Below are 25,924 nucleotides of genomic sequence, written 5' to 3'. Positions count from 1 at the left end.
CGTGAAAAAGAAAAAAATCGACAATGGCGACGTCGAGGACGCACGGCCTCAGCCGCCTTTCTTCACGCTCGACCGCATTCTGGCCTGGACGGGAATAGGGCTTGCCGCTGCCGCCGCATTTTTTCCCTGGTACGTGTTCTTCAACGAAGACAAGTTTGGGATAAAGGTGGCGGGCGGTGACCGTACACGCGACCTGCCTCACACAGGCCCCCGGGAGGTCTTCAGCGTTTCGCCGATGGCCATGACCAACCGCAACAAGGAAGACATGCCGCCGCCGGGCGAACTGCCGGACATGCTGACGACGGCGACAGTCAACGCCAGCGGCAAGGAAAAGCAGAACGATCTCGCCGCCGGTGTGGAAGATCAGCCCTTCCCCGGCCAGACCTCATTCCGTCTGCTGCATGTTTCCAACGGTCGCGCGCTGATCGAGGATGGATCAGGCATGTATATGGTGCGGGTCGGCTCCACGCTGCCCGATAATGCGCTTCTGACCAAGATCGAGCAGCGCGGCGGTGAATGGCAGATCGAGACTTCTTCCGGAAAAACCTATCGTCCTGAAAAATAGACGGTTTTTTCTTCCCTCAAAAAAGGCGCGCCGCATCTGCCGGCGCGCCTTTTTTGTTTCACAAATTGCGGTTTTTCCGCCGTTCGGTGCCTTCGCCCTTCTCCGCAAGTCTGACGCAAGATTAGCCCCGTAGGTTCGGGCCATACGAGATGGAGAAGTCTATGCAACCGATTCAACTGTTCGATCTGGCATCCCGCCAAGCGGAATGGCTGAGCGTGAGGCAGGAAGTCGTGGCGACCAACATCGCCAACGCCAACACCCCCAAGTTCCACGCCAAGGATGTCAACCCTTTCGAAGCGGTCATGCAGGCCACCAGCCAGCAGGTCGGCATGGCGAAGACCCATCCCGCCCATTTCGGTGCAAGCGACCTCAGCGAAACTATCGCCGTGCGCGACAACCCGATCAATAACGAGATCGGCATGCAGGAGTCAGGCAATTCGGTCGCGCTTGCTGAAGAAATGACCAAGACCGGCGAGATCAAGCGGCAGTACGACCTGAACGCCAATCTCGTCAAATCCTTCCATCGCATGATGCTGATGACGGTAAAGAGGTAAGCCATGGATCCCTTGAGTGCGGCGAGCAAGATCGCGGGCAGCGGCCTGGAAGTGCAGTCCACCCGACTGCGCGTCGTGTCCGAAAACATCGCCAACGCCAGATCGACCGGCGACACCCCCGGCGCGGACCCCTATCGCCGCAAGACGGTCACCTTCGGTCAGGAGCTGGACCGCGCAAGCGGCGTGGAGCGCGTGACGGTGAAGAAGCTCGGCGTCGACCGTGGTGACTTCGTCAACGAATACGACCCCGGCAATCCGGCCGCCGACACCAACGGCATGGTGAAGATGCCGAACGTCAACATCCTGATTGAAATGGCCGACATGCGCGAAGCCAACCGCAGCTATGACGCCAACCTTCAGGTCATCCGCCAGACACGCGACCTCGTCGCTTCCACCATCGACCTTCTGAAGGCATCACAATGATCGACGGCATCAAGCAACTCGGTTCTCTTTCGCTCACGCGCGGCGCAAGCGACATCTCCTCGCTGACGGAAAGCGTTTTCGGCAGCCAGCAGACGACGCCGGCCCAGCAGACGGGCGCAAGCTTCGCAAGCGTTCTCGGCAACGTATCGCTGGATGCGATGAACAACCTGAAGAAGGCGGAAGTCGCCTCCTTCGAAGGCATTCAGGGCAAGGCGAACACGCGTGAAGTGGTCGATGCCGTGCTTTCGGCCGAGCAATCGCTGCAGACCGCCATCGCGCTGCGCGACAAGATCGTGTCGGCCTATCTCGACATTACCAAGATGCAGATCTAGCCCAGCGGGAATATTGATATGAGAGCTCTTGCAATCGCCGCCACCGGTATGGACGCCCAGCAGACCAATCTGGAAGTCATCGCCAACAACATCGCCAACATCAACACCACCGGCTACAAGCGCGCGCGTGCGGAGTTCACCGATCTGCTCTACCAGACCGAGCGCATGCAGGGCGTGCCGAACCGCGCCAACCAGGCCATCGTGCCGGAAGGCGCCAATATCGGTCTCGGCGTGCAGACTTCGGCCGTGCGTAACATCCACACCCAGGGCAACCTGATCGAAACCGGCAACAAGCTCGACGTGGCGATCATCGGCCAGGGCTGGTTCCAGATCGAGGCGGCCGACGGTTCGACGCTCTACAGCCGCGCCGGCGCCTTCAACAAGAATGCCGACGGCAATCTGGTGACGGTCGACGGCTACAACGTGATTCCAAACATCAATATCCCGACGGACGCGCAGGACATCACCGTTACCCGCACGGGTCAGGTGACGGCCCGTATCGGCAACGCCGCTGACTTCACCGAACTTGGCCAGCTGACCATCGCCAACTTCGCCAACGAAGCGGGCCTGAAGCCGCTCGGTGACAACCTCTTTGCCCAGACGCCGGCTTCCGGCGACGCGGTCATCGGTGTGCCTGATGATCCGAGCTACGGCTACATCAAGCAGTCCTATCTTGAAGGCTCGAACGTCGATGCCGTCAAGGAAATCACCGACCTGATCACGGCGCAGCGCGCCTATGAGATGAATTCCAAGGTCATCACCACCGCTGACGAAATGGCATCGATTGTCAGTAAGAACCTGAAATAAGAACGGAAAGGCAGGCGGACATGAGGTTTGGCCGAAACAATAACAGCTGCAGAACGGTGCTCGTCCGTATGTGCCTGGCGTCTGCCTTTTCATTGGTTGCCATGGCGCCGGCTCTCGCGCAGGCGCCGATGGCGCTGGTTCCCACACGCACCATCTATCCGGGCGAGACCATCTCGTCCGACCAGGTGAAGCCGGTGGAAGTGACCAATCCCAATATTTCCTCAGGTTACGCGACCGATATCAGCGAAGTCGAAGGCATGATCTCCAAGCAGACCCTGCTTCCCGGCCGCACGATCCCGGTCGCCGCACTGCGCGAAGCGTCTCTGGTCGTGCGCGGCACCAGCGTCAAGCTCGTCTTCACCATCGGCAACATGACGCTGATGGCGTCGGGAACGCCGATGACGGACGGCTCGCTTGGTGAAGTGGTGCGGGTGCGCAACATCGATTCCGGCGTGATGGTCAGCGGCACTGTCATGAAAGACGGAACCATTCAGGTGATGGCGAAATGAGATTGCTTCGTATCCTGGCCGCGGCCATTCTGTTTTCGGCCCAGCCGTTCCTTCCCGTACCTGCGGCCCATGCCGATACATCCCGTATCAAGGATATCGCATCGCTGCAGGCCGGACGCGACAACCAGCTGATCGGATACGGTCTCGTCGTTGGCGTGCAGGGCACGGGCGACAGCCTGCGCTCCTCGCCATTCACCGAACAATCCATGCGCGCGATGCTGCAGAACCTCGGCATCACCACGCAGGGCGGCCAGTCGAACGCCAAGAACATCGCCGCGGTGATGGTGACGGCCAATCTGCCGCCCTTCGCCAGCCCCGGCAGCCGTGTGGACGTGACGGTCAGTTCTCTCGGCGACGCCACCTCGCTGCGCGGCGGCACGCTGATCATGACTTCGCTTTCCGGTGCTGACGGGCAGATCTATGCGGTCGCGCAGGGCGCACTGATCGTCAACGGCTTTTCGGCGCAGGGCGATGCAGCGACGCTGACTCAGGGTGTGACCACCTCTGCCCGCGTGCCGAACGGCGCGATCATCGAGCGCGAATTGCCGTCCAAATTCAAGGATTCAGTCAATCTGGTCCTTCAGCTGCGCAATCCCGATTTTTCGACTGCGGTGCGTGTTGCAGACGTTGTCAACGCCTTTGCCCGCGCCCGTTACGGCGATGGTATCGCCGAGCCGCGCGATTCGCAGGAAATCGCGGTGCAGAAACCCCGCACCGCAGACCTCACCCGGCTGATGGCGGAAATCGAGAACCTGACGGTGGAGACGGATACGCCCGCCAAGGTCGTAATCAACGAACGCACCGGCACGATCGTCATCGGCGCGGATGTGCGCATCTCCCGCGTTGCCGTCAGCTATGGAACACTGACCGTGCAGGTGACGGAATCACCGCAGGTCATCCAGCCGGCGCCCTTCTCGCGCGGCCAGACCGCCGTGCAGCCGCAGACGGATATCATGGCGCTGCAGGAAGGCAGCAAGGTCGCCATCGTCGAAGGTCCTGACCTTCGCACCCTGGTTGCCGGTCTCAACAGCATCGGGCTCAAGGCGGATGGCATCATATCCATCCTGCAAGGCATCAAATCCGCCGGCGCCCTTCAGGCGGAGCTTGTGCTGCAATGATGGACCATCTTAAAAACAAAGCTTTTCCGAATGGTCTTGCCCGGTTCGCGGCCGTCGCCTCGCTGCTTTTGCTGTTGCCGGCCGCTTCTGCCGAAAGCCAGCAGAACGTGGTCTCGGAACTCAGCACGCAGGATGAAATCCAGAAATTCTGCACCAATATCGCCGATGCGGCCCGCGACCAGCGGTACCTGATGCAGAAGCAGGAGCTTGAAAAGCTTCAGGCCGACGTCAATGAGCGCATCTCCGTGCTGGAAGACCGCAAGGCGGAATATGAGGACTGGCTGGCGCGCCGCGAACATTTCCTAGCCCAGGCAAAAGCCAATCTCGTCGATGTCTACAAGACGATGAAGCCGGATGCCGCCGCACCCCAGCTCGAGAAGATGCATGTGGAGATTGCGGCCGCCATCATCATGCAGCTGCCGCCGCGCCAATCCGGCCTCATCCTCAGCGAGATGGATGCGCAGAAAGCCGCAACCGTCGCCGGCATCATGTCGCAGGCAACCGACAAAAACACTTCGAAGGATCCTTCATGAGCACGCGTCGTCTTCCGGCCCTCCTCCTGCCGCTTGCCCTGCTTGCTGGCTGCCAGAACAACCAGACCCTGAAGGAAATCGGCAACGCACCGGCGATGAGCCCGATCGGCAGCGGCCTGCAATTCAGCCAGACGCCGCAGATGGGCATGTATCCCAAGCAGCCGAAACATATGGCCAGCGGCTATTCGCTGTGGAGCGACAGCCAGGGCGCCTTGTTCAAGGATCTGCGCGCGCTGAACATCGGCGACATTCTGACCGTCAACATCCAGATCAACGACAAGGCCGATTTCGACAACGAGACCGAGCGTAACCGCACCAATTCCAGCGGTCTGAACTGGAAGGCCAAGGCGGAAATCTTCGGCTGGACGCCGGAAGCGGACTCCAACATCAAATACGGCTCCGACACCGACACCCAGGCCAAGGGCAAGACCAAGCGTTCCGAAAAGCTGACGCTGATGGTGGCCGCCGTCGTCACGGGTATTCTGGAAAACGGCAACCTCATCATCAGCGGTTCGCAGGAAGTGCGCGTCAACCATGAAATCCGCATCCTCAATGTCGGCGGTATCGTCAGGCCGCAGGATGTCGATGCGCAGAACATGATCTCTTACGAGCGCATTGCCGAGGCACGCATCTCCTACGGCGGTCGTGGCCGCCTGACGGAAGTGCAGCAACCCCCGGTCGGTCAGCAGGTCGTCGACCTGTTCTCGCCACTCTGACGCCGGTTTTCGGGAGCGGGACTGACCATGGAAAACGAACAGGCTGAGAGCAAGAAAAAGTCCTCCCCGGTTGTCATGACGATCGTCGGCGTGGTGATCCTGACGTTGCTCGGTGCGGGCGGCGGCTGGCTGGTGGGCGGCATGATCGCCCCCAAGCTCGCCGGCGCGGAAGCCGCAGCACACGCGCCGGCCGCTTCGGCTGAAAAGGGCAAGGGCGCCGAGGGCATCGAGAAAATCTCCGCCGAAGCGAACGGTATCGTCCAGCTTGATCCCATCACCACCAACCTCGCCTACCCTTCGACCAACTGGGTGCGGCTGGAAGTGGCGCTGATGTTCAAGGGGCCGGTGGAAGTCGGGCTGGCGGAGGATATCCATCAGGATATCATGGCCTATGTGCGCACCGTTTCCCTTCAGCAGCTGGAAGGGCCGCGCGGCTTTCAATATCTTAAGGATGACCTTCAGGAACGAGTTGACCTGCGCTCGAAAGGGCGCGTATCCAAGGTCATGTTCCGGACCTTTGTCATCGAATGATTCGATTTCTTGTAACCATCGCCGTCCTCCTCGCCTTGCCGGGCCTTGCCAACGCCCAGCAATTCCCGTCTGATCTGTTCAATACGCAGATAGACGGATCCGTCGCGGCATGGATCATCCGCACTTTCGGCCTTCTGACGGTTCTCTCCGTCGCGCCGGGCATCCTGATCATGGTCACGAGCTTTCCGCGCTTCGTGATCGCCTTTTCGATCCTGCGCTCCGGCATGGGACTGGCCTCTACCCCGTCCAACATGATCCTGCTGTCGATGGCGATGTTCATGACCTTCTACGTCATGTCGCCCACCTTCGACAAAGCCTGGACCGACGGCGTGCAGCCGCTCTTGCAGAACCAGATCAACGAGCAGCAGGCGATCGGGCGCATCGCCGAACCCTTCCGCACCTTCATGAACGCCAATACGCGTGACAAGGACCTGAAGCTGTTCGTGGATATCGCCCGCGAGCGCGGCCAGGAAGTGATGACCGACAATGTCGTCGACTACCGCGTGCTCGTTCCGGCCTTCATGCTGTCGGAAATCCGGCGCGGTTTCGAGATCGGTTTCCTGATCATCCTGCCGTTTCTGGTCATCGATCTGATCGTCGCCACCATCACCATGGCCATGGGCATGATGATGCTGCCGCCCACCTCCATTTCCCTGCCGTTCAAAATCCTGTTTTTCGTGCTGATCGACGGCTGGAACCTGCTCGTCGGCAGCCTCGTCAGATCGTTCAACTGACGGCATCTGTGCCGAAATAAACTTCGTTAATCCTGTTTGTTAACCCCGCAGCCCCACGGCAGCGGGGTTTTCGCGTTTTAAGGCTTTGGTTACCAATTTTGCTAGGGGTCGAATAACTATAATTTTAAATTAAAAACTTACCATTTAAATACACTTCGCAGTAACCATAAGTATTTTCCAGTAGTTCTTAATGCTCAAATTAATAATTACGCAATTTTTCGCTGCGAAATTCTCCCTACACACAGCGGGTTTGGTTTCAAGAGACAAGTAACTCTGAACCGAGTGGCATGAAGCCGAAACGTTGTGACCGGTAATACGAAGTCCGGAATGTCCCCAATTCCAGTATCTCGTAAAAACAAGGGACAATATATTATGGCAAGCATTCTCACCAACGCCTCCTCTATGGCTGCTCTCCAGACGCTGCGTTCTATCGGCAGCAACATGGAAACCACACAGGGCCGTATTTCTTCGGGTATGAAGGTCGCTACCGCTTCCGACAACGCTGCTTACTGGTCGATCGCGACCACGATGCGCTCCGACAATGCAGCTCTCGGCTCCGTTTCCGACGCTCTGGGCCTCGGCGCTGCAAAGATCGACACTGCCTACGCAGGTATGGAATCTGCGATCAAGGTCGTTGACCAGATCAAGCAGAAGCTGGTAACCGCCAAGGAATCCACCGCCGACAAGGCAAAGATCCAGGCTGAAATCACCCAGCTTCAGGATCAGCTGACGTCCATCACCTCTTCCGCATCGTTCTCCGGTGAAAACTGGCTGAAGGGCTCGATCGGCAAGGCCGGTGCTGCTGCTGCTGATCTGGCAGTCGGCGTATCGATCGACAAGCAGATCGTTGGCTCGTTCACCCGTGACGCTTCCGGCAACGTCCAGACGCAGGCTGTGGATATCAAGCTTGACGGCACGAACGTGCTGGTCGACTCCAGCGGCAAAAACCAGGGCCTTCTCGACAAGAACGCTACGAAGGCAACCGTTGCCCAGTGGACGGACGGCAAGTACTACACCGCAACGACGACCCCGCCCGCTGCTGCGACCGCTTCCAAGGTATCGGACAGCGTCTGGACGGACGGTGCCGCTACTCCGAAGTTCTTCAAGGAAGTTGAACCGAACAAGTTCCTGGAAGTAACGGACGCAACCGGTACTGCGCTCGCTGGCACACCGACCGCTCTGACCACGACGGCTGCCGTGTTCGTAACGGACACTTCGGTCGCCAAGGTCGACATCACCAAGCTCGACACCATCAAGACCGGTCTCGGCCTTGCCGCCACGGCGACTAACGAAGACGTACTGGACAGCCTGATCTCGCATGTCGATGGTCAGTTGGAAGGCATGAACTCCGCCGCTGCAAAGCTCGGTGCTCTTTCTTCGCGTATCTCCCTGCAGGAAGACTTCGTCTCCAAGCTGTCCGATACGATGGAAAAGGGTATCGGCCGCCTGGTTGACGCCGACATGAACGAAGAGTCCACCCGCCTCAAGGCTCTGCAGACGCAGCAGCAGCTGGCAATTCAGGCCCTGTCGATCGCCAACAGCGACTCGCAGAACATCCTGTCGCTCTTCCGTTAATCGGACCGAAATTACAAAAACCGAGCCGCGCCCGAAAGGGCGCGGTTTTGCTTTATGGAGTGGTCCGCAAACCGCAATGTTTCGTTTACCATCCCTGCTTTCAAAGCATTTACCACGATTTGAACGAAGGGCCGTATGCCCTCTGAAATTAGGAAATTGGCAAGCATCGGCTGTCAGATTTTGCGTATGGACAAGCGGATAGCCGCTGGCCGGAATGACATGAGACACAGGATCGCAAGCGGGGGCTGACCGTCTTTCAATCAGGTGAAAAGGCAAACGCAACGGAGGCTGACCCGAGCGTATTGTTCCTCTACCAAAGCCGCATCCGCAAACGGGTGCGGCTTTATTGTTTTTTAAGCATTTGCGGTTACACGCGCGCACGCGCAAAGGTTGAAGATCAATTACTCTGAATGCACTTTTTTAGAGAGTCATTAGATGTTAATTAACTATATGAAGGTTAGCTAGAGCCATCGAAACGGTGAGCTAACCTTTAAAAATCAGCCGGTTAGCAGGCATGACGCTGCGCGCTGTTCCCGGTGAAACCGGAATGTCCCTTTTCTAATCAGCCATTCAAGGGGCAAATTTATCATGACAAGCATTCTTACCAACGTCGCAGCCATGTCTGCGCTCCAGACCCTGCGCTCCATCGGCCAGAACATGGAAACGACGCAGGACCGCGTCTCCTCCGGCCAGCGCGTCGGCGAAGCTTCCGACAACGCCGCTTACTGGTCGATCGCGACCACCATGCGTTCCGACAATGGCGCTCTTTCCGCCGTACAGGACGCTCTCGGCCTCGGCGCTGCCAAGGTTGATACTGCCTATTCCGGCATGGAATCCTCCATCGACGTCGTCAAGGAAATCAAGAACAAGCTGGTTGCCGCCCGCGAACCCGGCGTCGACAAGTCGAAGATCCAGGAAGAAATCTCCCAGCTGCAGGATCAGCTGAAGTCGATTTCCAGCTCCTCGTCCTTCTCCGGCGAAAACTGGCTGCAGGCGAAGATCAGCGATGGCGCCGGTAACCTGACCGATGTCACCAAGCAGGTTGTTGGTTCGTTCATCCGCGACGCTGGCGGCAATGTTTCCGTCAAGACGATCAATGTCGCACTGACCGCCGACACTGTCCTGTTCGATACCTCTTCGGGCACCGCCGCGAACAAGACCGGTATCCTTGATACCTTCGCATATTATTCCAAGTCCGGCACCTACGATCTCTTCAAACTGACTGCCGGTGCTACCGCCGCTACAGCAACGACCAAGGTCGTAGCAGCCGAGACCTATACTGAAGCGCAGCTGAAGGCGAGCGCCCTTGGAAATGGCGCTGCTGTCGCCGACTATGAAGTGATGGCAAACGGCCTGGCGGTCATCAAAAACGCAGCCGCAGGTTCCCCGATTGCCGCAACCGGCACATACCTTAAAGTCGGCGACGACAAGTATGTAAAAATCATCTCGGCAGCTGCTGGCGCTCCGGCCGCTTCCGACGGCCCGACGGCTCCGATCGTAAACACCTCGATTGGCTCTGTCGGCGGCGTCGCCGTATACCTCGATCAGGGCGCTGCAAGCACCGCAGACAAGCTTGCTTACTCCCTGACGTCGCTCGACATCACCAAGGATCTCGTCGGCCCGACCGGTGTGACCCAGACCGCCGAGCAGTCCCTCGACACCATGATCTCCTTCGTCGACAAGCAGCTCCAGAGCATGACATCCGCCGCTGCCGACCTCGGCTCGGTCAAGATGCGCATCGAACTGCAGGAAAACTTCGTCAACAAGCTGACCGACTCGCTCGACAAGGGCATCGGCCGTCTCGTGGACGCTGAAATGAACGAAGAATCCACCATGCTCAAGGCTCTTCAGACCCAGCAGCAGCTGGCTGTTCAGGCACTGTCGATCGCCAACAACGACTCGCAGAGCATTCTTTCGCTCTTCCGTTAATCGCAAGCGACATCATTCAAATCGGAAAGCCGCGCCTCGAGCGCGGCTTTTTTCATTCTGATATTTTCAGACTATTCGCATATTAAGATTTTATTCTGAGATGTGAGAATCCTTAGGTCTTCATTAACTATAAGGCGGTTAGCTAGAGCCATCGAAACGGCGAGCTAACCTTTAAAAATCAGCCGGTTAGCAGGCATGACGCTGCGCGCTGTTCCCGGTGAAACCGGAATGTCCCTTTTCTAATCAGCCATTCAAGGGGCAAATTTATCATGACAAGCATTCTTACCAACGTCGCAGCCATGTCTGCGCTCCAGACCCTGCGCTCCATCGGCCAGAACATGGAAACGACGCAGGACCGCGTCTCCTCCGGCCAGCGCGTCGGCGAAGCTTCCGACAACGCCGCATACTGGTCGATCGCGACCACCATGCGTTCCGACAATGGCGCTCTTTCCGCCGTACAGGATGCCCTTGGCCTCGGCGCTGCAAAGGTTGATACTGCCTATTCCGGCATGGAATCCTCCATCGACGTCGTCAAGGAAATCAAGAACAAGCTGGTTGCCGCCCGCGAACCCGGCGTCGACAAGTCCAAGATCCAGGAAGAAATCTCCCAGCTGCAGGATCAGCTGAAGTCCATCTCCAGCTCCTCGTCCTTCTCCGGTGAAAACTGGCTGCAGGCGAAAGTCAGCGATGGCACGGGCAAGCTGACCGACGTCACCAAGCAGGTTGTTGGTTCGTTCATCCGTGATTCCGGCGGCAACGTTTCCGTCAAGACCATCAACGTTGCCCTCAGCAATGACACCGTTCTGTTCGACACGTCTTCCGGCGCCGCAAAAGACAAGCAGGGCATCCTCGATTCCTTCGCTTCCTATTCCTCGACCGGCGCTTACAAGAACTTCGAAATCACGACGGGTGTTGGCGCCGCCAAGGCCACCACAGTAAAGGCTGCAATGGTCTTCACCGAAGCGCAGCTTAAGGGCCTGACGCCCGCTGCTGCTGCTACTCCGGTTACCGCCGTCGCGGACGCGACAACCGGCCTGGTCGTCGTCGCCAATGCTTCGGCAGCCGAGAACGGCGCTTATCTGAAAATCGGTGACGACCAGTTCGTCAAGGTTATGGGTGACGGCACCACTGGCAACGCCTCCACCGTTGATACGGCACAGGTTACGGCTGGCACCGTGGCAATCGGCACGACGAAGGATGGCAAGAACGTCTATCTTGAAACCGGCGCCAACAACCAGCTCGCTAAAGCCCTGAACTACTCGCTGACGTCGCTCGACATCACCAAGGATCTCGTCGGCCCGACCGGCGTGACCCTGACCGCCGAGCAGTCCCTCGACGCCATGGTTTCGTTCGTCGACAAGCAGCTCCAGAGCATGACATCCGCCGCTGCCGACCTCGGCTCGGTCAAGATGCGTATCGAACTGCAGGAAAACTTCGTCAACAAGCTGACCGACTCGCTCGACAAGGGCATCGGCCGTCTCGTGGACGCTGAAATGAACGAAGAATCCACCATGCTCAAGGCTCTTCAGACCCAGCAGCAGCTGGCTGTTCAGGCGCTGTCGATCGCCAACAACGACTCGCAGAGCATTCTCTCGCTCTTCCGTTAATCGCAAGCGACATCAAAAAAGGAAGCCGCGCCTTGAGCGCGGCTTTTTTCGTTCACCATTCCTTCGAAAGGAACTGAAGTTCGCTAGTCTGCCGTTTTTCGTTGACGGCAAGATTGAGCGCACCTCGAGATTATCCAATTGAAAAACTGGCGAAGCATCAGCCATAGCGTATCGCCATTTCGAACGCCGCATCCGGAGACGGGTGCGGTAATATTATTTTTGACTTTTTTAGATGATTTACACGTAAAAATTTTACCTTATGCTTTTACTACTTTAAGTATTTATTAACCATGAAGCGGTTAGCTAGAACCATCGAAACGGCGAGCTAACCTTTAAAAATCAGCCGGTTAGCAGGCATGACGCTGCGCGCTGTTCCCGGTGAAACCGGAATGTCCCTTTTCTAATCAGCCATTCAAGGGGCAAATTTATCATGACAAGCATTCTTACCAACGTCGCAGCCATGTCTGCGCTCCAGACCCTGCGCTCCATCGGCCAGAACATGGAAACGACGCAGGACCGCGTCTCCTCCGGCCAGCGCGTCGGCGAAGCTTCCGACAACGCCGCATACTGGTCGATCGCGACCACCATGCGTTCCGACAATGGCGCTCTTTCCGCCGTACAGGATGCCCTTGGCCTCGGCGCTGCAAAGGTTGATACTGCCTATTCCGGCATGGAATCCTCCATCGACGTCGTCAAGGAAATCAAGAACAAGCTGGTTGCCGCCCGCGAACCCGGCGTCGACAAGTCCAAGATCCAGGAAGAAATCTCCCAGCTGCAGGATCAGCTGAAGTCGATTTCCAGCTCCTCGTCCTTCTCCGGCGAAAACTGGCTGCAGGCGAAGATCAGCGATGGCACGGGCAACCTGGCCAACGTCACCAAGCAGGTCGTTGGCTCATTTATCCGTGACTCCGGTGGGAACGTGTCCGTCAAGACGATCAATGTCGCACTGACTGCCGACACCGTCCTGTTCGATACGTCTTCTGGTGCCGCAAAAGACAAGCAAGGCATTCTCGATTCCTATGCATATTATTCCAAGTCCGGCACCTACGATCTCTTCAAACTGACAGCCGGTGCCACTGCTGCTGCGGCAACGACCAAGGTCGTAGCAGCCGAGACCTATACTGAAGCGCAGCTGAAGGGCAGTTCCCCTGGAAATGGCGCTGCTACCGCCAACTATGAAGTGATGGCAAACGGCCTGGCGGTCATCAAAAACGCAGCCGCGGGCTCCCCGATTGCTGCTACAGGTACATACCTGAAGATTGGCGACGACAAATATGTCAAGATCGTTTCTGCCGCTGCCGGCGCACCCGCCACCACCGATGGTCCAACGGCTCCGATCGTAAACACCTCGATTGGCTCTGTCGGCGGCGTCGCCGTATACCTCGATCAGGGCGCTGCGGCCACTGCGGACCTACTCGCTTATTCCCTGACGTCGCTCGACATCACCAAGGATCTCGCCGGCCCGACCGGTGTGACCCTGACTGCCGAGCAGGCTCTGGATGCTATGGTTTCCTTCGTGGACAAACAGCTCCAGAGCATGATCTCGGCCTCCGCCGACCTCGGCTCGGTCAAGATGCGTATCGAACTGCAGGAAAACTTCGTCAACAAGCTGACCGACTCGCTTGACAAGGGCATCGGCCGTCTCGTGGACGCTGAAATGAACGAAGAATCCACTCGCCTCAAGGCTCTTCAGACCCAGCAGCAGCTGGCTGTTCAGGCGCTGTCGATCGCCAACAACGACTCGCAGAGCATTCTCTCGCTCTTCCGTTAATCGCAAGCGACATCAAAAAAGGAAGCCGCGCCTTGAGCGCGGCTTTTTTCGTTATGGTTAAGCGAAATTATTATTTCCTAATTTTTATTAATAGCAATTTAGGCTTTGTTAACCATTCGCCGCCTAAAACCTAGTCATCGAAACGATTGGTTAACCAAGACGAAAAAGAGGTTAACAGGCATCAAGCCGCTCGATCGTTCCCGGCGGCAATCCGGAATGTCCCTTTTCATTTAAGCCAATCAAGGGGCAAATAATTATGACCAGCATTTTGACGAACGTCGCGGCAATGGCCGCCCTTCAGACCCTTCGCGCCATCGGCAGCAACATGGAAGAAACGCAGTCGCGTGTCTCTTCCGGCCTGCGCGTCAAGACCGCATCCGACAACGCCGCCTACTGGTCGATCGCGACCACCATGCGTTCCGACAATGGCGCGCTTTCCGCCGTACAGGACGCCCTCGGCCTCGGCGCCGCCAAGGTCGACACCGCTTATTCCGCCATGGAAACCACCGTCGATGTCGTCAAGGAAATCAGCAAGAAGCTGGTTGCCGCCCGCGAAGCAGGCGTCGACAAGGCCAAGATCCAGGAAGAAATCCGCCAGCTTCAGGACCAGCTGAAGAGCATCGGCGAATCCGCCTCCTTCTCCGGTGAAAACTGGCTGAAAGGCAAGATCAGCGACGCTTCCGGCAACCTGACGCCGGTCACCAAACAGATCGTCGGTTCCTTCGTCCGTGATGGCGCAGGTAACGTCGCCGTCAAGACCATCAACATTCAGGTCGACAACAAGACCGCGCTTTTCGATACGTCGACCGGCGCGACGAAAAACGGCATTCTCGACAGCTCTGCTTATTACTCCGACACCGGTGTTCTGCGTGAATTCGAAATCACGACCACAACGCCCGCCGGTGCTGCGACAACCACGCCATATACCGCACAAGTATTTACCCAAGCTCAGCTTCTGGGTTTCCCATCCGGCACGACAACCACGGTTTCCGCTGCAGACGCAACAACCGGCCTCGTAACCGTTGCTGCGGCAACAACCGCAAAAAACAACGGCACCTACTTCAAGATCGGTGAAAACGCCGCCGGCGAAGCACTTTACGTGAAGGCTAACAATACGGTGCCAACACCTGCAGGCACCACGGTGACGACGATCGGCACCGGTGGCTCCTCCAACAACAATATCTATCTCGAAACCGCTGCGGCAACGTCGCAGATGGCGCAGAAGCTCGACTACTCGCTGATCGACCTCGACATCACTAAGGACCTTAGCGGGCTGACGGATGCCAAAGGCCAGCCGCTGACGGAAAATGACGGTCTCGACAACATGATCCAGTTCGTCAACACGAAGCTGGAGTCGCTTATCAGCGCAAGCGCCGATCTCGGCTCCATCAAGATGCGTCTCGATCTGCAGGAAGACTTCGTCTCGAAGCTGACCGACTCCATCGACAAGGGCATCGGCCGCCTCGTTGACGCCGACATGAATGAAGAATCCACCCGGCTCAAGGCTCTCCAGACGCAGCAGCAGCTGGCCATCCAGTCACTCTCCATCGCCAACACCAGCTCCGAAAATATCCTGTCGCTATTCCGCCAGTAAGCGGCGCCCGTTGGCTACGGGCGGTTTCGTCCCGCTCTGGCAGCAACAGAATATTCGGATATGGAAACCGCGCTTCGAAAGGAGCGCGGTTTTCCCGTTTGCCGGGCCTATCGGCACAACGGAGGAAAAAGCACGAAAGTTGCGCGCAAACCTGTACGGAAACCGTCGTCGGCCTATATTCAAATATCTGATTTTTCGGAGAAAATGGTGCTGCTAGAGAGATTTGAACTCTCGGCCTCTCCCTTACCAAGGGAGTGCTCTACCCCTGAGCTATAGCAGCATCCGGTGCCGAAGCGTTTGCTTCAGCATCAAGCGTGGCGGCCTATTGCCATAGGTTTTTGACGAGCGCAAGTCGCAAAACGATATTCTTCATCAAGCGGGGCAAAAAAGCGTGCCCCCTGTTGAAAAACGCATTTTTCGGATATTGCTGAATTTATGAACGAACATCATGACAAACAGGCGAAGGCAACGGTTTGCGCGGGCGCTGTCGCAGAATCGTCCGCCGTGACGGCGACCGGTGGCCAGCAAGCTGGGCCGGGCGAAAAGGCACGGCAGCGCGAAGCGGAACGCAAGGCGCGGGCGGCCAAGAAGCTTCGTGAAAACCTTCTCAAGCGCAAACAGCAGGTTCGTGCACGCCGCGCCGGCGATGCGGACGATACAATCGGTCTGCCTGCCGCAAAAACGGACGAATCATCCTCATAGAGAATTCATCAGCATAAATTGAAACGCCGCGGAAATTCGTCTAAGGACGCGCCTTTCCGCAAGGCATGATAAGAAAGGCGGGCACAGGCCCGTAGGGACGCATGGATCGCATCAGAATTACGGGTGGCAACAAGCTAAACGGCATCATTCCCATCTCCGGCGCAAAAAACGCCGCCTTGCCGTTGATGATCGCATCGCTTCTGACCAGCGACACGCTGACGCTCGAAAACGTGCCGCATCTGGCCGACGTTGAGCAGCTCATCCGTATTCTCGGCAATCATGGCGTCGATATTTCCGTCAATGGCCGCCGCGAAAGCCAGGGCGAAGCCTATTCACGCACCGTGCACTTCACCTGCCGCACTGTTGTAGACACCACGGCACCCTATGAGCTGGTTTCCAAGATGCGCGCCAGCTTCTGGGTCATCGGCCCGCTGCTTGCCCGTGAAGGCCGCGCCCGCGTTTCCCTGCCGGGCGGCTGTGCCATCGGCACACGTCCGGTCGATCTGTTCATCGAGGGCCTGCAGGCACTGGGTGCGACGATGGAAATCGACGGCGGTTACATCAATGCCACGGCCCCCAAGGGCGGCCTGATCGGCGCGGTTTATACCTTCCCGAAAGTCTCCGTTGGTGCAACGCATGTGATGCTGATGGCAGCGAGCCTTGCCCGCGGCACGACAGTCATTCACAATGCGGCCCGCGAACCGGAAGTGGTCGATCTGGCGCAGTGCCTGACCGCCATGGGCGCGAAGATCGAAGGCGCCGGCACCTCCACTATCACCATCGAGGGCGTCACCTCGCTCTCCGGCGCGCGCCACCGGGTGCTGCCTGATCGTATCGAGACCGGCACTTATGCCATGGCGGTTGCCATGGCAGGCGGTGACGTGGTGCTGGAAGGCACCCGCTCTTCGCTGCTGGACAACGCGCTGGACACACTGCGGCTTGCCGGCGTGTCGATCAGTGACACGGAGACCGGTCTTCGCGTCGTGCGCAACGGCAACGGCATCCAGCCGGTCGATATCGTCACCGAGCCTTTCCCCGGCTTCCCCACCGATCTGCAGGCGCAGTTCATGGCTCTGATGACCCGCTCGCAGGGCGTTTCCCACATTACCGAAACCATCTTCGAAAACCGCTTCATGCATGTGCAGGAACTGGCCCGTCTCGGCGCGAAGATTTCGCTCTCCGGTCAGATGGCCCGCATCGAGGGTGTCTCCCGCTTGAAGGGCGCGCCCGTCATGGCAACCGATCTGCGCGCCTCGGTATCGCTGGTCATTGCCGGTCTGGTGGCGGAAGGCGAGACCATGGTTTCGCGCGTCTACCATCTTGATCGCGGCTTCGAGCGTCTGGAAGAAAAGCTCACCCGCTGCGGTGCGCTAGTCGAGCGCGTCAGCGATTGATCCTTTCATTGCCGCTCATCCGTTTCCTACCCGTTGCACAGCGGGCCTCGACTGCCTATTTCCTGTACAAGAAATAGACATTGCGGCCCGTGGCCCGCGGAAAAGGAAGAAAAAGATGAGCGGCCTGAAATTGCTCGCGCTGGATACTGAAGATCTCTCCGTCATCTCGACGCATATGCAAGACAGCGTCTTTAAACTGAAAGACGTTGCCTTCGAGCCGAAGCATGGCCAATTCACGCTTTCCGCCAATCGTTTCGTGTGGGAAAGCGCCGACAAGAAGAACCTGCCGCCGGAGCGCTGCCGCAGCGTCGTTTTCCTGAAGCGGGTCTCGGCCGTCCGCTCGTATGGTATCAACCGCACCGATAAGGAACAGGTTCTGTCGCTTCTCGCCATCCGCTTCGTGCAGAATGGCGAAGGACCCGATGGAGCCGTTGAACTGACGCTGTCGGGCGGTGGGGCGATTGCGCTCGACGTCGAATGCATCGAGGCGCAGTTGACCGATGTGAGCGGCGCCTGGGAAACCGCCGCCAAACCACATCATCCCGATAGCGAATAAGCGCTTCACGCCGTCGCAACGGTTGCCTTTCGTGACCGTTTCGATTTATGCCACATACCAGAGCCGCGATTATTGCGCGGCGAGTTCGTGCACCTCGCGGGGATCGTCCGCGGGGACAATGAAAGGGTAGTGGCGTGGCAATCTGGCTGGAGCAGGCATCGGCTGATTTCGAACAGAAATTCGCTGCCTTCCTGACGACCAAGAGAGAAGTTTCCGAAGACGTCAACGCGACGGTTCGCGACATCATCAACGATGTCCGCCAGCGTGGCGATGCGGCCCTTGCCCATTATTCCCAGAAATTCGACGGCATCGATTTTACCAAGGTCTCGATGCGGGTGACGGCGGACGAAATCGATGCCGCCTATTCGGCGGTCGACAAAAGCGTTATCGAAGCCCTCGATCTCGCGGCCCGGCGTATCGAAAAACACCATGCGCGGCAGATGCCGAAGGACGACATTTACGAAGACGATATTGGCGTGGGTCTCGGCTCGCGCTGGACGGCCATCGAGGCTGTTGGTCTCTATGTGCCTGGTGGTACCGCCAGCTATCCTAGCTCCGTCCTGATGAATGCCGTACCGGCAAAGGTTGCCGGCGTCGAGCGCATCGTCATGGTCGTGCCGGCGAATGGCGGGGTGATAAACCCCGCGGTTCTTGCTGCGGCGCGTATCGCCGGTGTCGAGGAAATCTATCGCATCGGCGGCGCGCAGGCCGTCGCAGCCCTTGCCTATGGCACGGAAACCATCGCGCCGGTCGCCAAGATCGTCGGCCCCGGCAATGCCTATGTGGCGGCCGCCAAACGACAGGTCTTCGGCACTGTTGGTATCGACATGATCGCCGGACCTTCCGAAGTGCTCGTCATTGCCGACAGGGACAATGATCCGGACTGGCTGGCAGCCGATCTTCTGGCACAGGCGGAGCATGATCGCGGCGCGCAATCCATCCTCATCACTGACCATGCCGAACTCGGCAAGGCGGTGGAAGCGGCCGTCGAGCGGCAGCTGAAACGCCTGTCGCGCGCCGAGACGGCGGCAGCAAGCTGGGCCGATTTCGGCGCGATCATTCTGGTTGAAAAGCTCACCGACGCCATTCCGCTTGCCAACCGCATCGCCGCCGAACACCTCGAACTGGCCGTTGACGATCCGGACGCGTTGATGGCCCACATCCGCAATGCGGGCGCGATCTTCGTCGGGCGTCATACCCCGGAAGTGATCGGCGATTATGTCGGCGGCTCCAACCATGTTCTGCCGACAGCACGCTCGGCGCGTTTCTCCTCCGGGCTTTCGGTGCTGGACTTCGTCAAGCGCACCTCGATCCTGCGTCTCGGCCCCGAGCAGTTGCGCCAGCTTGCCCCGGCGGCAATCACCCTTGCCCGCTCGGAAGGGCTGGATGCGCATGCGCGTTCGGTCGCCATTCGCCTCAACCCGGAAAGTTAACAGATGGCTTCAGGCGATTTCCGGCTCTGCGACGTGGTTCTGGACGACAGCATCGGCCGGTCCACGCCTGATGTGGAGCATGAACGCGCCGTGGCCATTTTCGACCTGATCGAGGAAAATACCTTCGAGCCGTTTGGCCATGAGGGCGGGCCATACCGGCTGCATATTTCGCTTGTTGATGCCAAGCTGGTTTTTTCGATCAAGACGGAAGACGAGAAGGATGTCTCGACCCATATACTGTCGCTGACGCCGTTTCGCCGCATCATCAAGGATTATTTCCTGATCTGCGAGAGCTATTACGAGGCGATACGCTCCTCTACGCCGAGCCAGATCGAGGCGATCGACATGGGCCGGCGCGGCATCCACAATGACGGTTCGCAAACCCTGATGGACCGGCTTTCCGGCAAGATCAAGGTGGATTTCGACACGGCGCGCCGGCTCTTCACCCTTGTCTGCGTGCTTTATTGGCGGGGTTAGAAATGAGCAATCCTGCCGCAGCGCCAAATGAGGGACGAGCGCCGAAATCGGTCCTCTTCATGTGCGGCATGAACTCCATCCGTTCCCCCATGGCGGAAGTCATCGCCAAACGGCTGGTGGCGCCCGGCATCTATATACAGTCGGCCGGGGTCAAGGCTGGAGAGCGCGACCCCTTCGTGGATGCGGTGCTGGAGGAACAGGGATTTTCGCTCGGCAAGCACAGGCCGCGCACGCTGGACGAGATCGAGGATGATTTTTTCGATCTGATCATTACATTGACACCCGAAGCCCATCATGCCGCGCTGGAACTGACGCGCTCGAATTCGCTCGATGTGGTCTATTGGCCGACCATGGACCCAACGGTGATAACAGGCACCCGCGAACAAATCCTCAATGCCTATCGCGAGGTGCGGGACCATCTTGCCAGGCTGATTGCGGAACGACTGCCGGGAAGGCCGCAGCCGGTGGCGGATACGGTTTCAAAAGAGTGAAAAACGCCCCTGCTTCGTGAAAATCGGTACTGATTTTCAAGCCGATGCTTTAGAGGTTCACAAATGTGCCGGGATTGTGTAGTTTCCGCGCAATTTTCCCGGACAGGACATGTCCGGCACTATCAACAGGAAGAAAACCCTTACATGACAAAAGAAGAAGTCCTTGAATTCCCGGGCATCGTAACCGAATTGCTGCCGAACGCAACATTCCGCGTGAAGCTTGAGAACGAACACGAAATCATCGCCCATACCGCCGGCCGCATGCGCAAGAACCGTATCCGCGTTCTGGCAGGCGACAAGGTGCTGGTTGAAATGACGCCTTACGACCTGACCAAGGGCCGCATCACCTATCGCTTCAAGTAATCCGTTTTCGGCATCGGACGCCCGGGCAGCGCAATGACAAACTCGAAACAAAAGCTCGTTCTGGCTTCCGGCTCACCGCGGCGTCTGGAACTGTTGCATCAGATCGGCATCGAGCCGGCACGCCTGATGCCGATGGATATCGACGAGACGCCCGCCAAGCTCGAGCATCCGCGCACGCTGTGTCGTCGTCTGTCGCTGCAGAAGGCTGAAGCGGCGTATGCCGCGCTCAAGGGCGAGCAGACGTGGAAGGACGCGTATGTTCTCGGGTCCGACACCGTCGTGGCCGTGGGCCGTCGTATCGTCGGTAAGGCGGAATATACCGAAGACGCCTCCGCATCGCTGCATCTTCTCTCCGGACGCAGCCATTGGGTCTATACCGGCATCTGCCTCGTGATCCCCGGCGGCAAAATTCGCCAGAAGGTGGTGGAAACCAAGGTGCGCTTCAAACGGCTCTCGACGCGAGAAATCGACGCCTATATCGCGTCGGGGCAATGGCGCGGCAAAGCGGGCGCCTATGGCATTCAGGGCATTGCCGGCGCATTCGTGCAGAAACTGACCGGTTCCTACACCAACGTCGTGGGCCTGCCGCTTTACGAGACCATGTCACTTTTGTCCGGTGAAGGATTTGAGGTGACGTCGGGCTGGCTCGAGGGATAGACCATGGCAAAATCCTCCACCGAAGGCGCCGGAAACGTCACGCCGCTTCGCAAATCCCAGCCTTGCCCGGAATGCGGGCGGCCCTCGACGCGCGACGATTATCCGTTTTGTTCGGATCGCTGCCGCTCGCTCGATCTCGCCCGCTGGCTGAATGGCTCCTACGCCATTCCGGTCGCAGACGATGAAAGCAGCGCCGGCGGGCAGGACACAGGTAAAAATACATCTGAATAACGTTACGCACCGCCGGAGATTCCGGCGGTGGATTGCATGATATTATTTTTGAGCTTCCGCTTACATCCATATTCACAGGGCTGAAAACGGCCCGAAAATCCATATCAAAAAAGGCTGCCGCCCTGCCCCGGTAGCCATAGGGTCCTGCGATGGACGCAAGCCTGCAAAAAAGAGTAAGCCATGGCGCGTTGCTGTTTACAGTGCTGGCCGTCTGTCTGGCCATATTGGCGACGGTGCTGCTTGCCAATGACAAAAAACACCTCAGGAGCCTGCTGACCTATTTCAATCTGGCGCCTGCCATCTATTCCGCCGAGCCGCCGCCCAAAGTGAAGCCCGTCAAACGGCAAAAGCTCGCCGCCAGGAAGGTCTATCTGCCGCCTCATCTACTGAAATTCGAGAAAGCTGGCGACAGGGCATCCTTCGCACGCGATTTCGTACTTTCAGGCAAGGACCTCTGTGACCGTTTCACCACAGAGGGTTTTTCCAACCGACAAGGCTGGCACGCCAGCCCAGTGAATATCCGCAATTTCGAATGCATGGCCGATCTTGCCGAAGGGAATGCGGCAACGCCTGCAGAGCGGGCATCGCTGTTCCTTGAGATCAGGGGGGAGGCTTCTGGCGAGATCAAATCCATCCGAATGAAGGCCGTAGCGCCTGAGACGCCTGACGGTGCCGCCGTCAGGGTGAAGCTTGACGAGGCATTGGCCCTGATTATCGGGCAAACCCGCTGGGCTGACCTTGCCGCCATGCTTGAGCCGGCACGCGGGATGCAGGCCTATCAGGCGCAACATTTCGGCATTTCGGTCTCCGTCAAGCCGGAGCCGACCGCGCCGCATCGCATGAACGTGATTTTGCTCGCGAACCAACAGTCGCCGGGGCTGAAGCTAACGCGCCGTTTTTTTGACAGGGAGCGATGGCTGCCCGTCGCCAGCGCTTCGGATCGGCCTGTCGTCTATCCTTCCGCCAAGAAAAACAGTGTCCGCTGACGCGGAACCTGCTCAGCCTATCGCCGCCAGCTTGCGCCGGACCGGGGGGATTCTGCCGCTTTGCTGCGCCTGGCGCTTTGCTTCCCACTGAAGAGCAGTGCGAACGATGATCGCCAGATCGTTGAAACGCGGACGCCAACCCAGCTCCGACTGAATACGGGTGGAATCCGCTACCATGGCCGCAATATCACCCGGCCGGCGCGGACAATGGATAACCGGGAAATCGTGCTCCGATTCCTGCTGCACCGCGTGCAGCACGTCCAGCACCGAATAACCGACGCCATAACCACAATTCAGGGTTCGGGTGCCGCCACCAGCGCGCAGATGCGCCATGGCCAGCATATGCGCGTCGATGAGATCGCTGACGTGGATATAGTCGCGAACACCCGTGCCATCGGCGGTCGGATAGTCCGTTCCGTAGACCTCCACCCGATCACGCCGGCCGGTTGCGGCCTCGCAGGCGACCTTGATGAGGTTTGCCACGCCCGTCGGCGAAGGTCCGGCGCGGCCCTGCGGGTCGGCTCCGGCGACATTGAAGTAACGCAGCGCCACATAGTTGAAATCATGTGCCTGCACGACGTCGCGCAGCATGATTTCAGAGGCGAGTTTCGACAGGCCATAGGGGTTTTCGGGGCTCAGGATCGCCGTTTCAGGCACCGGGCCGTCAAAGGGCTGGTTTCCATAGACCGCGGCTGTCGACGAAAAGATGAAATTGCGAACGCCATGGGCGACCGCTGCCGCGACAAGGGCGCGGGTCGTGCCGGTGTTGTTTTCGTAATATTCCAGCGGCCGGCTGATCGATTCAGGAACGCTCAGGGAGCCGGCAAAGTGGAAAATGGTCTCAATCTGGTTTTCTTCGAAAATCTGGTCGAGCAAGGCGCGATCGGCCGCATCCCCCAGATAGAAGCGCGCAGCCGGTGCAACGGCCCAGCGCGACCCCGTGGAAAGCCGGTCGACAACAACGACCTCTTCCCCGGCATCGAGCAGCGCCCACACCATGTGGCTTCCTATGTAACCTGCTCCACCCGTGACCAGAACAGCCATGACTTTACTTCCCTGTTTGCTTTTCTTGAGCCCATCAAAGCCAATAATTCTTCATCATTGATTACTTGCACAGCAAATACGCGACCCAGCCCTCAGCCCTCTGAAAAGGTGGCTTACGATTGGTTAGCGCAATGAAGTGCTTTTTATTTATTAGATGAAAATGTTCTCATAAAAGGAACAGAAGGCGCATATCACAGAAAAGCCCGCACGTCGATGGTTACGCCGTGGGGTTGTAGTTTTGGAGCTTCACTGTGATTTTTTGAGCAATGCGCCTGTCGTGGTGGAATAGCAACGCGACAGGCAAACACTGCAGGAAGATCGAAACCTATCTGCTGAGGATGTAAGATGCCAGCCGGTCGGCCGCATCTTCAATCTGCTTTGGGTTGCGCAGGAAGCAGGCGCGCAGAAACAGTTCGCCCCCCGGGCCGAAGGCCGTGCCGGGTGCGAGGCCGACACCGGTTTTATCGACAATATCAAACGCGGTAGCGCGGCTGTCCGTCACACCGTCAATCTTGAGGAAGGCATAAAGAGCGCCGTCGGGTTTAAGCGTTTCCACCCGGTTCGTCGCGATCAGCGCATCGCAGAGAATATCGCGCGATGCCAAAGCGCGTTCGTAGTTTTGCCGGATGAAACCGTCGCCGTGGTCGAGAGCCGCAACTGCGCCGCGCTGCATGAATGGCGCCACGCCTGACGTGGAATATTGAATGAGGTTTTCGATGACCTGACCGATGGCCGGCGGCACGACAAGCCAGCCGACACGCCAGCCGGTCATGGACCAGTTCTTCGAGAAGGAATTGGCGAAGACGATCTTGTCGTCCGGCTCCATGATGTCGAGGAACGACGGGGCACGGGTGCCGGCATAGTGGTAAAGCGCGTAAATCTCGTCCGCGACGATCCACAGATCGTGTTTGCGGGCAAGCGCGAGAACATCGCGGAGATTGTCGAGTGTTGCTGTCCAGCCGGTCGGGTTGGAAGGCGTGTTGATGAAAAGCGCCTTCGTCTTGCCGGTGATGGCGCTTTCCAGTCTGCCGATATCAAGATCCCAGCGACCGTCGCGGAAATCGATGCCGACCGGAACCGCCTTTGCACCCGCCACACCGATGGCGGCGACGATGTTGGGCCAGGTTGGCGAGAGATACACCATCTCGTCGCCGGGCGAGGTCAGCGCCTGCACGGCAAGCACAATCGCCTGCATGCCGGAACCAGTAGCATAAAAATGCTCCGGCGGCAGCGACGCTGAGAAGTGCCGCTCATAGTAACGGCTGAGCGCCTGACGCAGTTCTGGAATGCCGCGCTGCCATGTGTAGAAAGTCTCACCGTTGTTCAGCCCATCAATCGCACCCTGATTGATGAAGCCCGGGCTGGGTAGATCGCCTTCGCCAACCCAGAGCGGCAGGAGATTGTCCCGTCCCCGGGCATAGTTGACGAGTTCGACGATGCCGCTCTGCGGGGCCGCCAGAGAGCGTGCACTCAGACTGTTCAAGATGGACATTAAAGACACTCCGTTTGGTGCTTTCTAGCGCATCGAACGGGCCATATGCATGATATTCCGTGAGGCGAAGATGGATTTTCTTTATGGATCGATCCCCGGCAGGAGATTGCTGTCCGCGTGAGCCAGCAAAATCGGGCCGGGGATAATCTCGGTCTCAGCGAGTCTTGAGCAGATCGCGGATTTCGGTGAGAAGCTTGACATCTTCCGGCGGCGGAGCCGCTTCCGTCTTTTCCTCGGCCTTCTTTGTTTCGACCGAGGCACGAAGCCTGTTGACGCCCTTGACCATCAGGAAAATAATCCAGGCGAGGATGAGGAAGTTGATGAGAACGGTCAGAAAGTTGCCATAAGCAAAGACGGCACCCTGATCACGGGCAGCGGCAAGCGAGGGGGCGGTGACGCCCGAACTCAGCGGCAGGAAGTAGTTCGAGAAATCGAAGCCGCCGAAAATTGCGCCGACGATCGGCATGATGAGATCGTTGACGACGGAATCGACGATCTTGCTGAAAGCCGCACCGATGATGACACCGACGGCCAGATCCATGACATTGCCGCGGGCAATGAAGGTTTTAAATTCGTTTAGCATCCAGATTGTCCCTCTCTCCTGCTTCGAAAGCTGAAGCTATGTGACTGTCCCTACGCGCTCAACCATACAGATTCCCCTTCGCATTTGGAATTCGTCAAGATTGCATTTGTTAGCTTTTTTGCACGCTCGTCTTGAACTTTATGATCAGACCGCACTCATTCTCAACGGCATGGAATTCGCCTATGCTCATATCAGGGAATTCTTGCATGGGGAGGAT

The 25,924-nt window shown here is 58.1% G+C and carries 28 protein-coding genes, 1 tRNA gene and 1 pseudogene; 26 read left to right on the top strand and 4 right to left on the bottom strand.

Annotation, left to right across the window (positions count from 1 at the left end):
• Position 1 precedes the first annotated feature (1 nt).
• The 16 genes and pseudogenes from JZX89_RS17210 to JZX89_RS17135 all read left to right on the top strand — a co-directional run bounded on the left by JZX89_RS17210 (position 2) and on the right by JZX89_RS17135 (position 15,298).
• Positions 2-565, top strand: coding sequence for a hypothetical protein (locus JZX89_RS17210; RefSeq protein ID WP_149898562.1), 564 nt, complete (start codon positions 2-4; stop codon positions 563-565).
• A 161-nt stretch (positions 566-726) separates the two neighbouring features.
• On the top strand, positions 727-1,119 hold the full coding sequence (gene flgB, locus JZX89_RS17205) for a flagellar basal body rod protein FlgB (protein WP_149898561.1): 393 nt from the start codon (positions 727-729) through the stop codon (positions 1,117-1,119).
• A gap of 3 nt (positions 1,120-1,122) precedes the next feature.
• Positions 1,123-1,542, top strand: a complete 420-nt coding sequence (flgC, locus tag JZX89_RS17200) for a flagellar basal body rod protein FlgC (protein ID WP_149898560.1) — start codon at positions 1,123-1,125, stop codon at positions 1,540-1,542.
• Positions 1,539-1,874: a flagellar hook-basal body complex protein FliE gene (gene fliE, locus JZX89_RS17195; RefSeq protein ID WP_149898559.1), complete on the top strand. Its 336-nt coding sequence runs from the start codon at positions 1,539-1,541 to the stop codon at positions 1,872-1,874. Before flgC ends, fliE begins: the two co-directional genes overlap by 4 nt.
• A gap of 18 nt (positions 1,875-1,892) precedes the next feature.
• The gene (gene flgG / locus JZX89_RS17190; protein WP_003503427.1) at positions 1,893-2,681 is read left to right on the top strand and encodes a flagellar basal-body rod protein FlgG; all 789 of its coding nucleotides are present in this window, start codon (positions 1,893-1,895) and stop codon (positions 2,679-2,681) included.
• 20 nt (positions 2,682-2,701) lie between these two features.
• Complete coding sequence (gene flgA, locus JZX89_RS17185) at positions 2,702-3,190, top strand: flagellar basal body P-ring formation chaperone FlgA (protein WP_153513169.1); 489 nt, start codon at positions 2,702-2,704, stop codon at positions 3,188-3,190.
• Positions 3,191-3,252: 62 nt separating this feature from the next.
• Positions 3,253-4,308, top strand: a pseudogene (locus tag JZX89_RS17180) (flagellar basal body P-ring protein FlgI); the annotation flags it as partial.
• Positions 4,305-4,841 (top strand): MotE family protein, encoded by a 537-nt coding sequence (locus JZX89_RS17175; protein ID WP_207134839.1) that lies wholly within the window; start codon positions 4,305-4,307, stop codon positions 4,839-4,841. The pseudogene JZX89_RS17180 and the gene JZX89_RS17175, both read left to right, overlap by 4 nt.
• On the top strand, positions 4,838-5,557 hold the full coding sequence (flgH, locus tag JZX89_RS17170; protein WP_046800576.1) for a flagellar basal body L-ring protein FlgH: 720 nt from the start codon (positions 4,838-4,840) through the stop codon (positions 5,555-5,557). Before JZX89_RS17175 ends, flgH begins: the two co-directional genes overlap by 4 nt.
• Positions 5,558-5,584: 27 nt before the next feature.
• A complete protein-coding gene (locus JZX89_RS17165; protein WP_149898555.1) occupies positions 5,585-6,088 on the top strand; it encodes a flagellar basal body-associated FliL family protein in 504 nt (167 codons plus the stop codon).
• Positions 6,085-6,822 carry a flagellar type III secretion system pore protein FliP gene (fliP, locus tag JZX89_RS17160; protein WP_052817083.1) on the top strand — a complete coding sequence of 246 codons (738 nt, stop codon included), beginning with the start codon at positions 6,085-6,087 and terminating at the stop codon, positions 6,820-6,822. Before JZX89_RS17165 ends, fliP begins: the two co-directional genes overlap by 4 nt.
• A gap of 372 nt (positions 6,823-7,194) precedes the next feature.
• Positions 7,195-8,397 carry a flagellin N-terminal helical domain-containing protein gene (locus JZX89_RS17155; protein ID WP_153513167.1) on the top strand — a complete coding sequence of 401 codons (1,203 nt, stop codon included), beginning with the start codon at positions 7,195-7,197 and terminating at the stop codon, positions 8,395-8,397.
• A 588-nt stretch (positions 8,398-8,985) separates the two neighbouring features.
• Positions 8,986-10,326 (top strand): flagellin N-terminal helical domain-containing protein, encoded by a 1,341-nt coding sequence (locus JZX89_RS17150; protein WP_207134838.1) that lies wholly within the window; start codon positions 8,986-8,988, stop codon positions 10,324-10,326.
• 269 nt (positions 10,327-10,595) lie between these two features.
• Positions 10,596-11,933 carry a flagellin N-terminal helical domain-containing protein gene (locus tag JZX89_RS17145; protein WP_207134837.1) on the top strand — a complete coding sequence of 446 codons (1,338 nt, stop codon included), beginning with the start codon at positions 10,596-10,598 and terminating at the stop codon, positions 11,931-11,933.
• A 430-nt stretch (positions 11,934-12,363) separates the two neighbouring features.
• A complete protein-coding gene (locus tag JZX89_RS17140; RefSeq protein WP_207134836.1) occupies positions 12,364-13,704 on the top strand; it encodes a flagellin N-terminal helical domain-containing protein in 1,341 nt (446 codons plus the stop codon).
• A gap of 256 nt (positions 13,705-13,960) precedes the next feature.
• Positions 13,961-15,298, top strand: coding sequence for a flagellin N-terminal helical domain-containing protein (locus JZX89_RS17135; RefSeq protein WP_207134835.1), 1,338 nt, complete (start codon positions 13,961-13,963; stop codon positions 15,296-15,298).
• A 205-nt stretch (positions 15,299-15,503) separates the two neighbouring features.
• Here the strand turns inward: JZX89_RS17135 and JZX89_RS17130 are convergent.
• Positions 15,504-15,578: transfer RNA gene (locus tag JZX89_RS17130), tRNA-Thr, on the bottom strand.
• Positions 15,579-15,733: 155 nt separating this feature from the next.
• Here JZX89_RS17130 and JZX89_RS17125 point away from each other — a divergent pair.
• The 10 genes from JZX89_RS17125 (at position 15,734) to JZX89_RS17080 (ending at position 22,588) form a co-directional block, all read left to right on the top strand.
• Entirely contained in the window at positions 15,734-16,000 is a 267-nt protein-coding gene (locus JZX89_RS17125) for a hypothetical protein (protein WP_207134834.1), read from the top strand.
• Positions 16,001-16,101: 101 nt separating this feature from the next.
• Positions 16,102-17,394 carry a UDP-N-acetylglucosamine 1-carboxyvinyltransferase gene (gene murA / locus JZX89_RS17120; protein WP_174375233.1) on the top strand — a complete coding sequence of 431 codons (1,293 nt, stop codon included), beginning with the start codon at positions 16,102-16,104 and terminating at the stop codon, positions 17,392-17,394.
• Positions 17,395-17,509: 115 nt separating this feature from the next.
• The gene (locus JZX89_RS17115) at positions 17,510-17,950 is read left to right on the top strand and encodes a DUF2948 family protein (RefSeq protein ID WP_046800569.1); all 441 of its coding nucleotides are present in this window, start codon (positions 17,510-17,512) and stop codon (positions 17,948-17,950) included.
• Positions 17,951-18,084: 134 nt separating this feature from the next.
• Positions 18,085-19,383, top strand: coding sequence for a histidinol dehydrogenase (hisD, locus tag JZX89_RS17110; RefSeq protein WP_207134833.1), 1,299 nt, complete (start codon positions 18,085-18,087; stop codon positions 19,381-19,383).
• A 3-nt stretch (positions 19,384-19,386) separates the two neighbouring features.
• The gene (locus tag JZX89_RS17105; RefSeq protein WP_003493818.1) at positions 19,387-19,860 is read left to right on the top strand and encodes a UPF0262 family protein; all 474 of its coding nucleotides are present in this window, start codon (positions 19,387-19,389) and stop codon (positions 19,858-19,860) included.
• Positions 19,861-19,862: 2 nt separating this feature from the next.
• The gene (locus tag JZX89_RS17100) at positions 19,863-20,351 is read left to right on the top strand and encodes an arsenate-mycothiol transferase ArsC (protein ID WP_149898551.1); all 489 of its coding nucleotides are present in this window, start codon (positions 19,863-19,865) and stop codon (positions 20,349-20,351) included.
• A 144-nt stretch (positions 20,352-20,495) separates the two neighbouring features.
• Positions 20,496-20,714, top strand: coding sequence for a translation initiation factor IF-1 (gene infA, locus JZX89_RS17095; RefSeq protein WP_004432473.1), 219 nt, complete (start codon positions 20,496-20,498; stop codon positions 20,712-20,714).
• A 33-nt stretch (positions 20,715-20,747) separates the two neighbouring features.
• Positions 20,748-21,371 carry a Maf-like protein gene (locus JZX89_RS17090; protein ID WP_207134832.1) on the top strand — a complete coding sequence of 208 codons (624 nt, stop codon included), beginning with the start codon at positions 20,748-20,750 and terminating at the stop codon, positions 21,369-21,371.
• 3 nt (positions 21,372-21,374) lie between these two features.
• Entirely contained in the window at positions 21,375-21,602 is a 228-nt protein-coding gene (yacG, locus tag JZX89_RS17085; RefSeq protein WP_207134831.1) for a DNA gyrase inhibitor YacG, read from the top strand.
• A 149-nt stretch (positions 21,603-21,751) separates the two neighbouring features.
• Complete coding sequence (locus JZX89_RS17080) at positions 21,752-22,588, top strand: DUF6030 family protein (protein WP_207134830.1); 837 nt, start codon at positions 21,752-21,754, stop codon at positions 22,586-22,588.
• A 12-nt stretch (positions 22,589-22,600) separates the two neighbouring features.
• On the opposite strand, the gene galE is transcribed toward JZX89_RS17080, so the two are convergent.
• From galE to mscL, 3 genes are all read right to left on the bottom strand, one after another.
• Positions 22,601-23,632, bottom strand: coding sequence for a UDP-glucose 4-epimerase GalE (galE, locus tag JZX89_RS17075; protein ID WP_207134829.1), 1,032 nt, complete (start codon positions 23,630-23,632; stop codon positions 22,601-22,603).
• Between the two features lie 325 nt (positions 23,633-23,957).
• Entirely contained in the window at positions 23,958-25,124 is a 1,167-nt protein-coding gene (locus tag JZX89_RS17070) for a pyridoxal phosphate-dependent aminotransferase (RefSeq protein ID WP_149898547.1), read from the bottom strand.
• 154 nt (positions 25,125-25,278) lie between these two features.
• Positions 25,279-25,707 carry a large conductance mechanosensitive channel protein MscL gene (gene mscL, locus JZX89_RS17065; RefSeq protein ID WP_142841089.1) on the bottom strand — a complete coding sequence of 143 codons (429 nt, stop codon included), beginning with the start codon at positions 25,705-25,707 and terminating at the stop codon, positions 25,279-25,281.
• Between the last annotated feature and the right edge of the window lie 217 nt (positions 25,708-25,924).

It is taken from the genome of Agrobacterium burrii (assembly GCF_017313405.1).
Classification (GTDB): domain Bacteria; phylum Pseudomonadota; class Alphaproteobacteria; order Rhizobiales; family Rhizobiaceae; genus Agrobacterium; species Agrobacterium burrii.
The sequence above is the reverse complement of the archived record's forward strand: the minus strand, read 5'-3'. Positions and strand labels throughout refer to the sequence as shown.

Coding starts and splice junctions, on each gene's coding strand:
- JZX89_RS17115 (WP_046800569.1), top strand. CDS start 17,510: ATGAGCGGCCTGAAATTGCTCGCGCTGGATACTGAAGATCTCTCCGTC.
- JZX89_RS17080 (WP_207134830.1), top strand. CDS start 21,752: ATGGACGCAAGCCTGCAAAAAAGAGTAAGCCATGGCGCGTTGCTGTTT.
- yacG (WP_207134831.1), top strand. CDS start 21,375: ATGGCAAAATCCTCCACCGAAGGCGCCGGAAACGTCACGCCGCTTCGC.
- flgG (WP_003503427.1), top strand. CDS start 1,893: ATGAGAGCTCTTGCAATCGCCGCCACCGGTATGGACGCCCAGCAGACC.
- fliP (WP_052817083.1), top strand. CDS start 6,085: ATGATTCGATTTCTTGTAACCATCGCCGTCCTCCTCGCCTTGCCGGGC.
- JZX89_RS17150 (WP_207134838.1), top strand. CDS start 8,986: ATGACAAGCATTCTTACCAACGTCGCAGCCATGTCTGCGCTCCAGACC.
- JZX89_RS17145 (WP_207134837.1), top strand. CDS start 10,596: ATGACAAGCATTCTTACCAACGTCGCAGCCATGTCTGCGCTCCAGACC.
- JZX89_RS17070 (WP_149898547.1), bottom strand. CDS start 25,124: ATGTCCATCTTGAACAGTCTGAGTGCACGCTCTCTGGCGGCCCCGCAG.
- JZX89_RS17105 (WP_003493818.1), top strand. CDS start 19,387: ATGGCTTCAGGCGATTTCCGGCTCTGCGACGTGGTTCTGGACGACAGC.
- JZX89_RS17175 (WP_207134839.1), top strand. CDS start 4,305: ATGATGGACCATCTTAAAAACAAAGCTTTTCCGAATGGTCTTGCCCGG.
- galE (WP_207134829.1), bottom strand. CDS start 23,632: ATGGCTGTTCTGGTCACGGGTGGAGCAGGTTACATAGGAAGCCACATG.
- murA (WP_174375233.1), top strand. CDS start 16,102: ATGGATCGCATCAGAATTACGGGTGGCAACAAGCTAAACGGCATCATT.
- flgA (WP_153513169.1), top strand. CDS start 2,702: ATGAGGTTTGGCCGAAACAATAACAGCTGCAGAACGGTGCTCGTCCGT.
- fliE (WP_149898559.1), top strand. CDS start 1,539: ATGATCGACGGCATCAAGCAACTCGGTTCTCTTTCGCTCACGCGCGGC.
- JZX89_RS17090 (WP_207134832.1), top strand. CDS start 20,748: ATGACAAACTCGAAACAAAAGCTCGTTCTGGCTTCCGGCTCACCGCGG.
- JZX89_RS17100 (WP_149898551.1), top strand. CDS start 19,863: ATGAGCAATCCTGCCGCAGCGCCAAATGAGGGACGAGCGCCGAAATCG.
- infA (WP_004432473.1), top strand. CDS start 20,496: ATGACAAAAGAAGAAGTCCTTGAATTCCCGGGCATCGTAACCGAATTG.
- flgC (WP_149898560.1), top strand. CDS start 1,123: ATGGATCCCTTGAGTGCGGCGAGCAAGATCGCGGGCAGCGGCCTGGAA.
- JZX89_RS17125 (WP_207134834.1), top strand. CDS start 15,734: ATGAACGAACATCATGACAAACAGGCGAAGGCAACGGTTTGCGCGGGC.
- mscL (WP_142841089.1), bottom strand. CDS start 25,707: ATGCTAAACGAATTTAAAACCTTCATTGCCCGCGGCAATGTCATGGAT.
- flgH (WP_046800576.1), top strand. CDS start 4,838: ATGAGCACGCGTCGTCTTCCGGCCCTCCTCCTGCCGCTTGCCCTGCTT.
- JZX89_RS17165 (WP_149898555.1), top strand. CDS start 5,585: ATGGAAAACGAACAGGCTGAGAGCAAGAAAAAGTCCTCCCCGGTTGTC.
- JZX89_RS17135 (WP_207134835.1), top strand. CDS start 13,961: ATGACCAGCATTTTGACGAACGTCGCGGCAATGGCCGCCCTTCAGACC.
- flgB (WP_149898561.1), top strand. CDS start 727: ATGCAACCGATTCAACTGTTCGATCTGGCATCCCGCCAAGCGGAATGG.
- JZX89_RS17155 (WP_153513167.1), top strand. CDS start 7,195: ATGGCAAGCATTCTCACCAACGCCTCCTCTATGGCTGCTCTCCAGACG.
- JZX89_RS17140 (WP_207134836.1), top strand. CDS start 12,364: ATGACAAGCATTCTTACCAACGTCGCAGCCATGTCTGCGCTCCAGACC.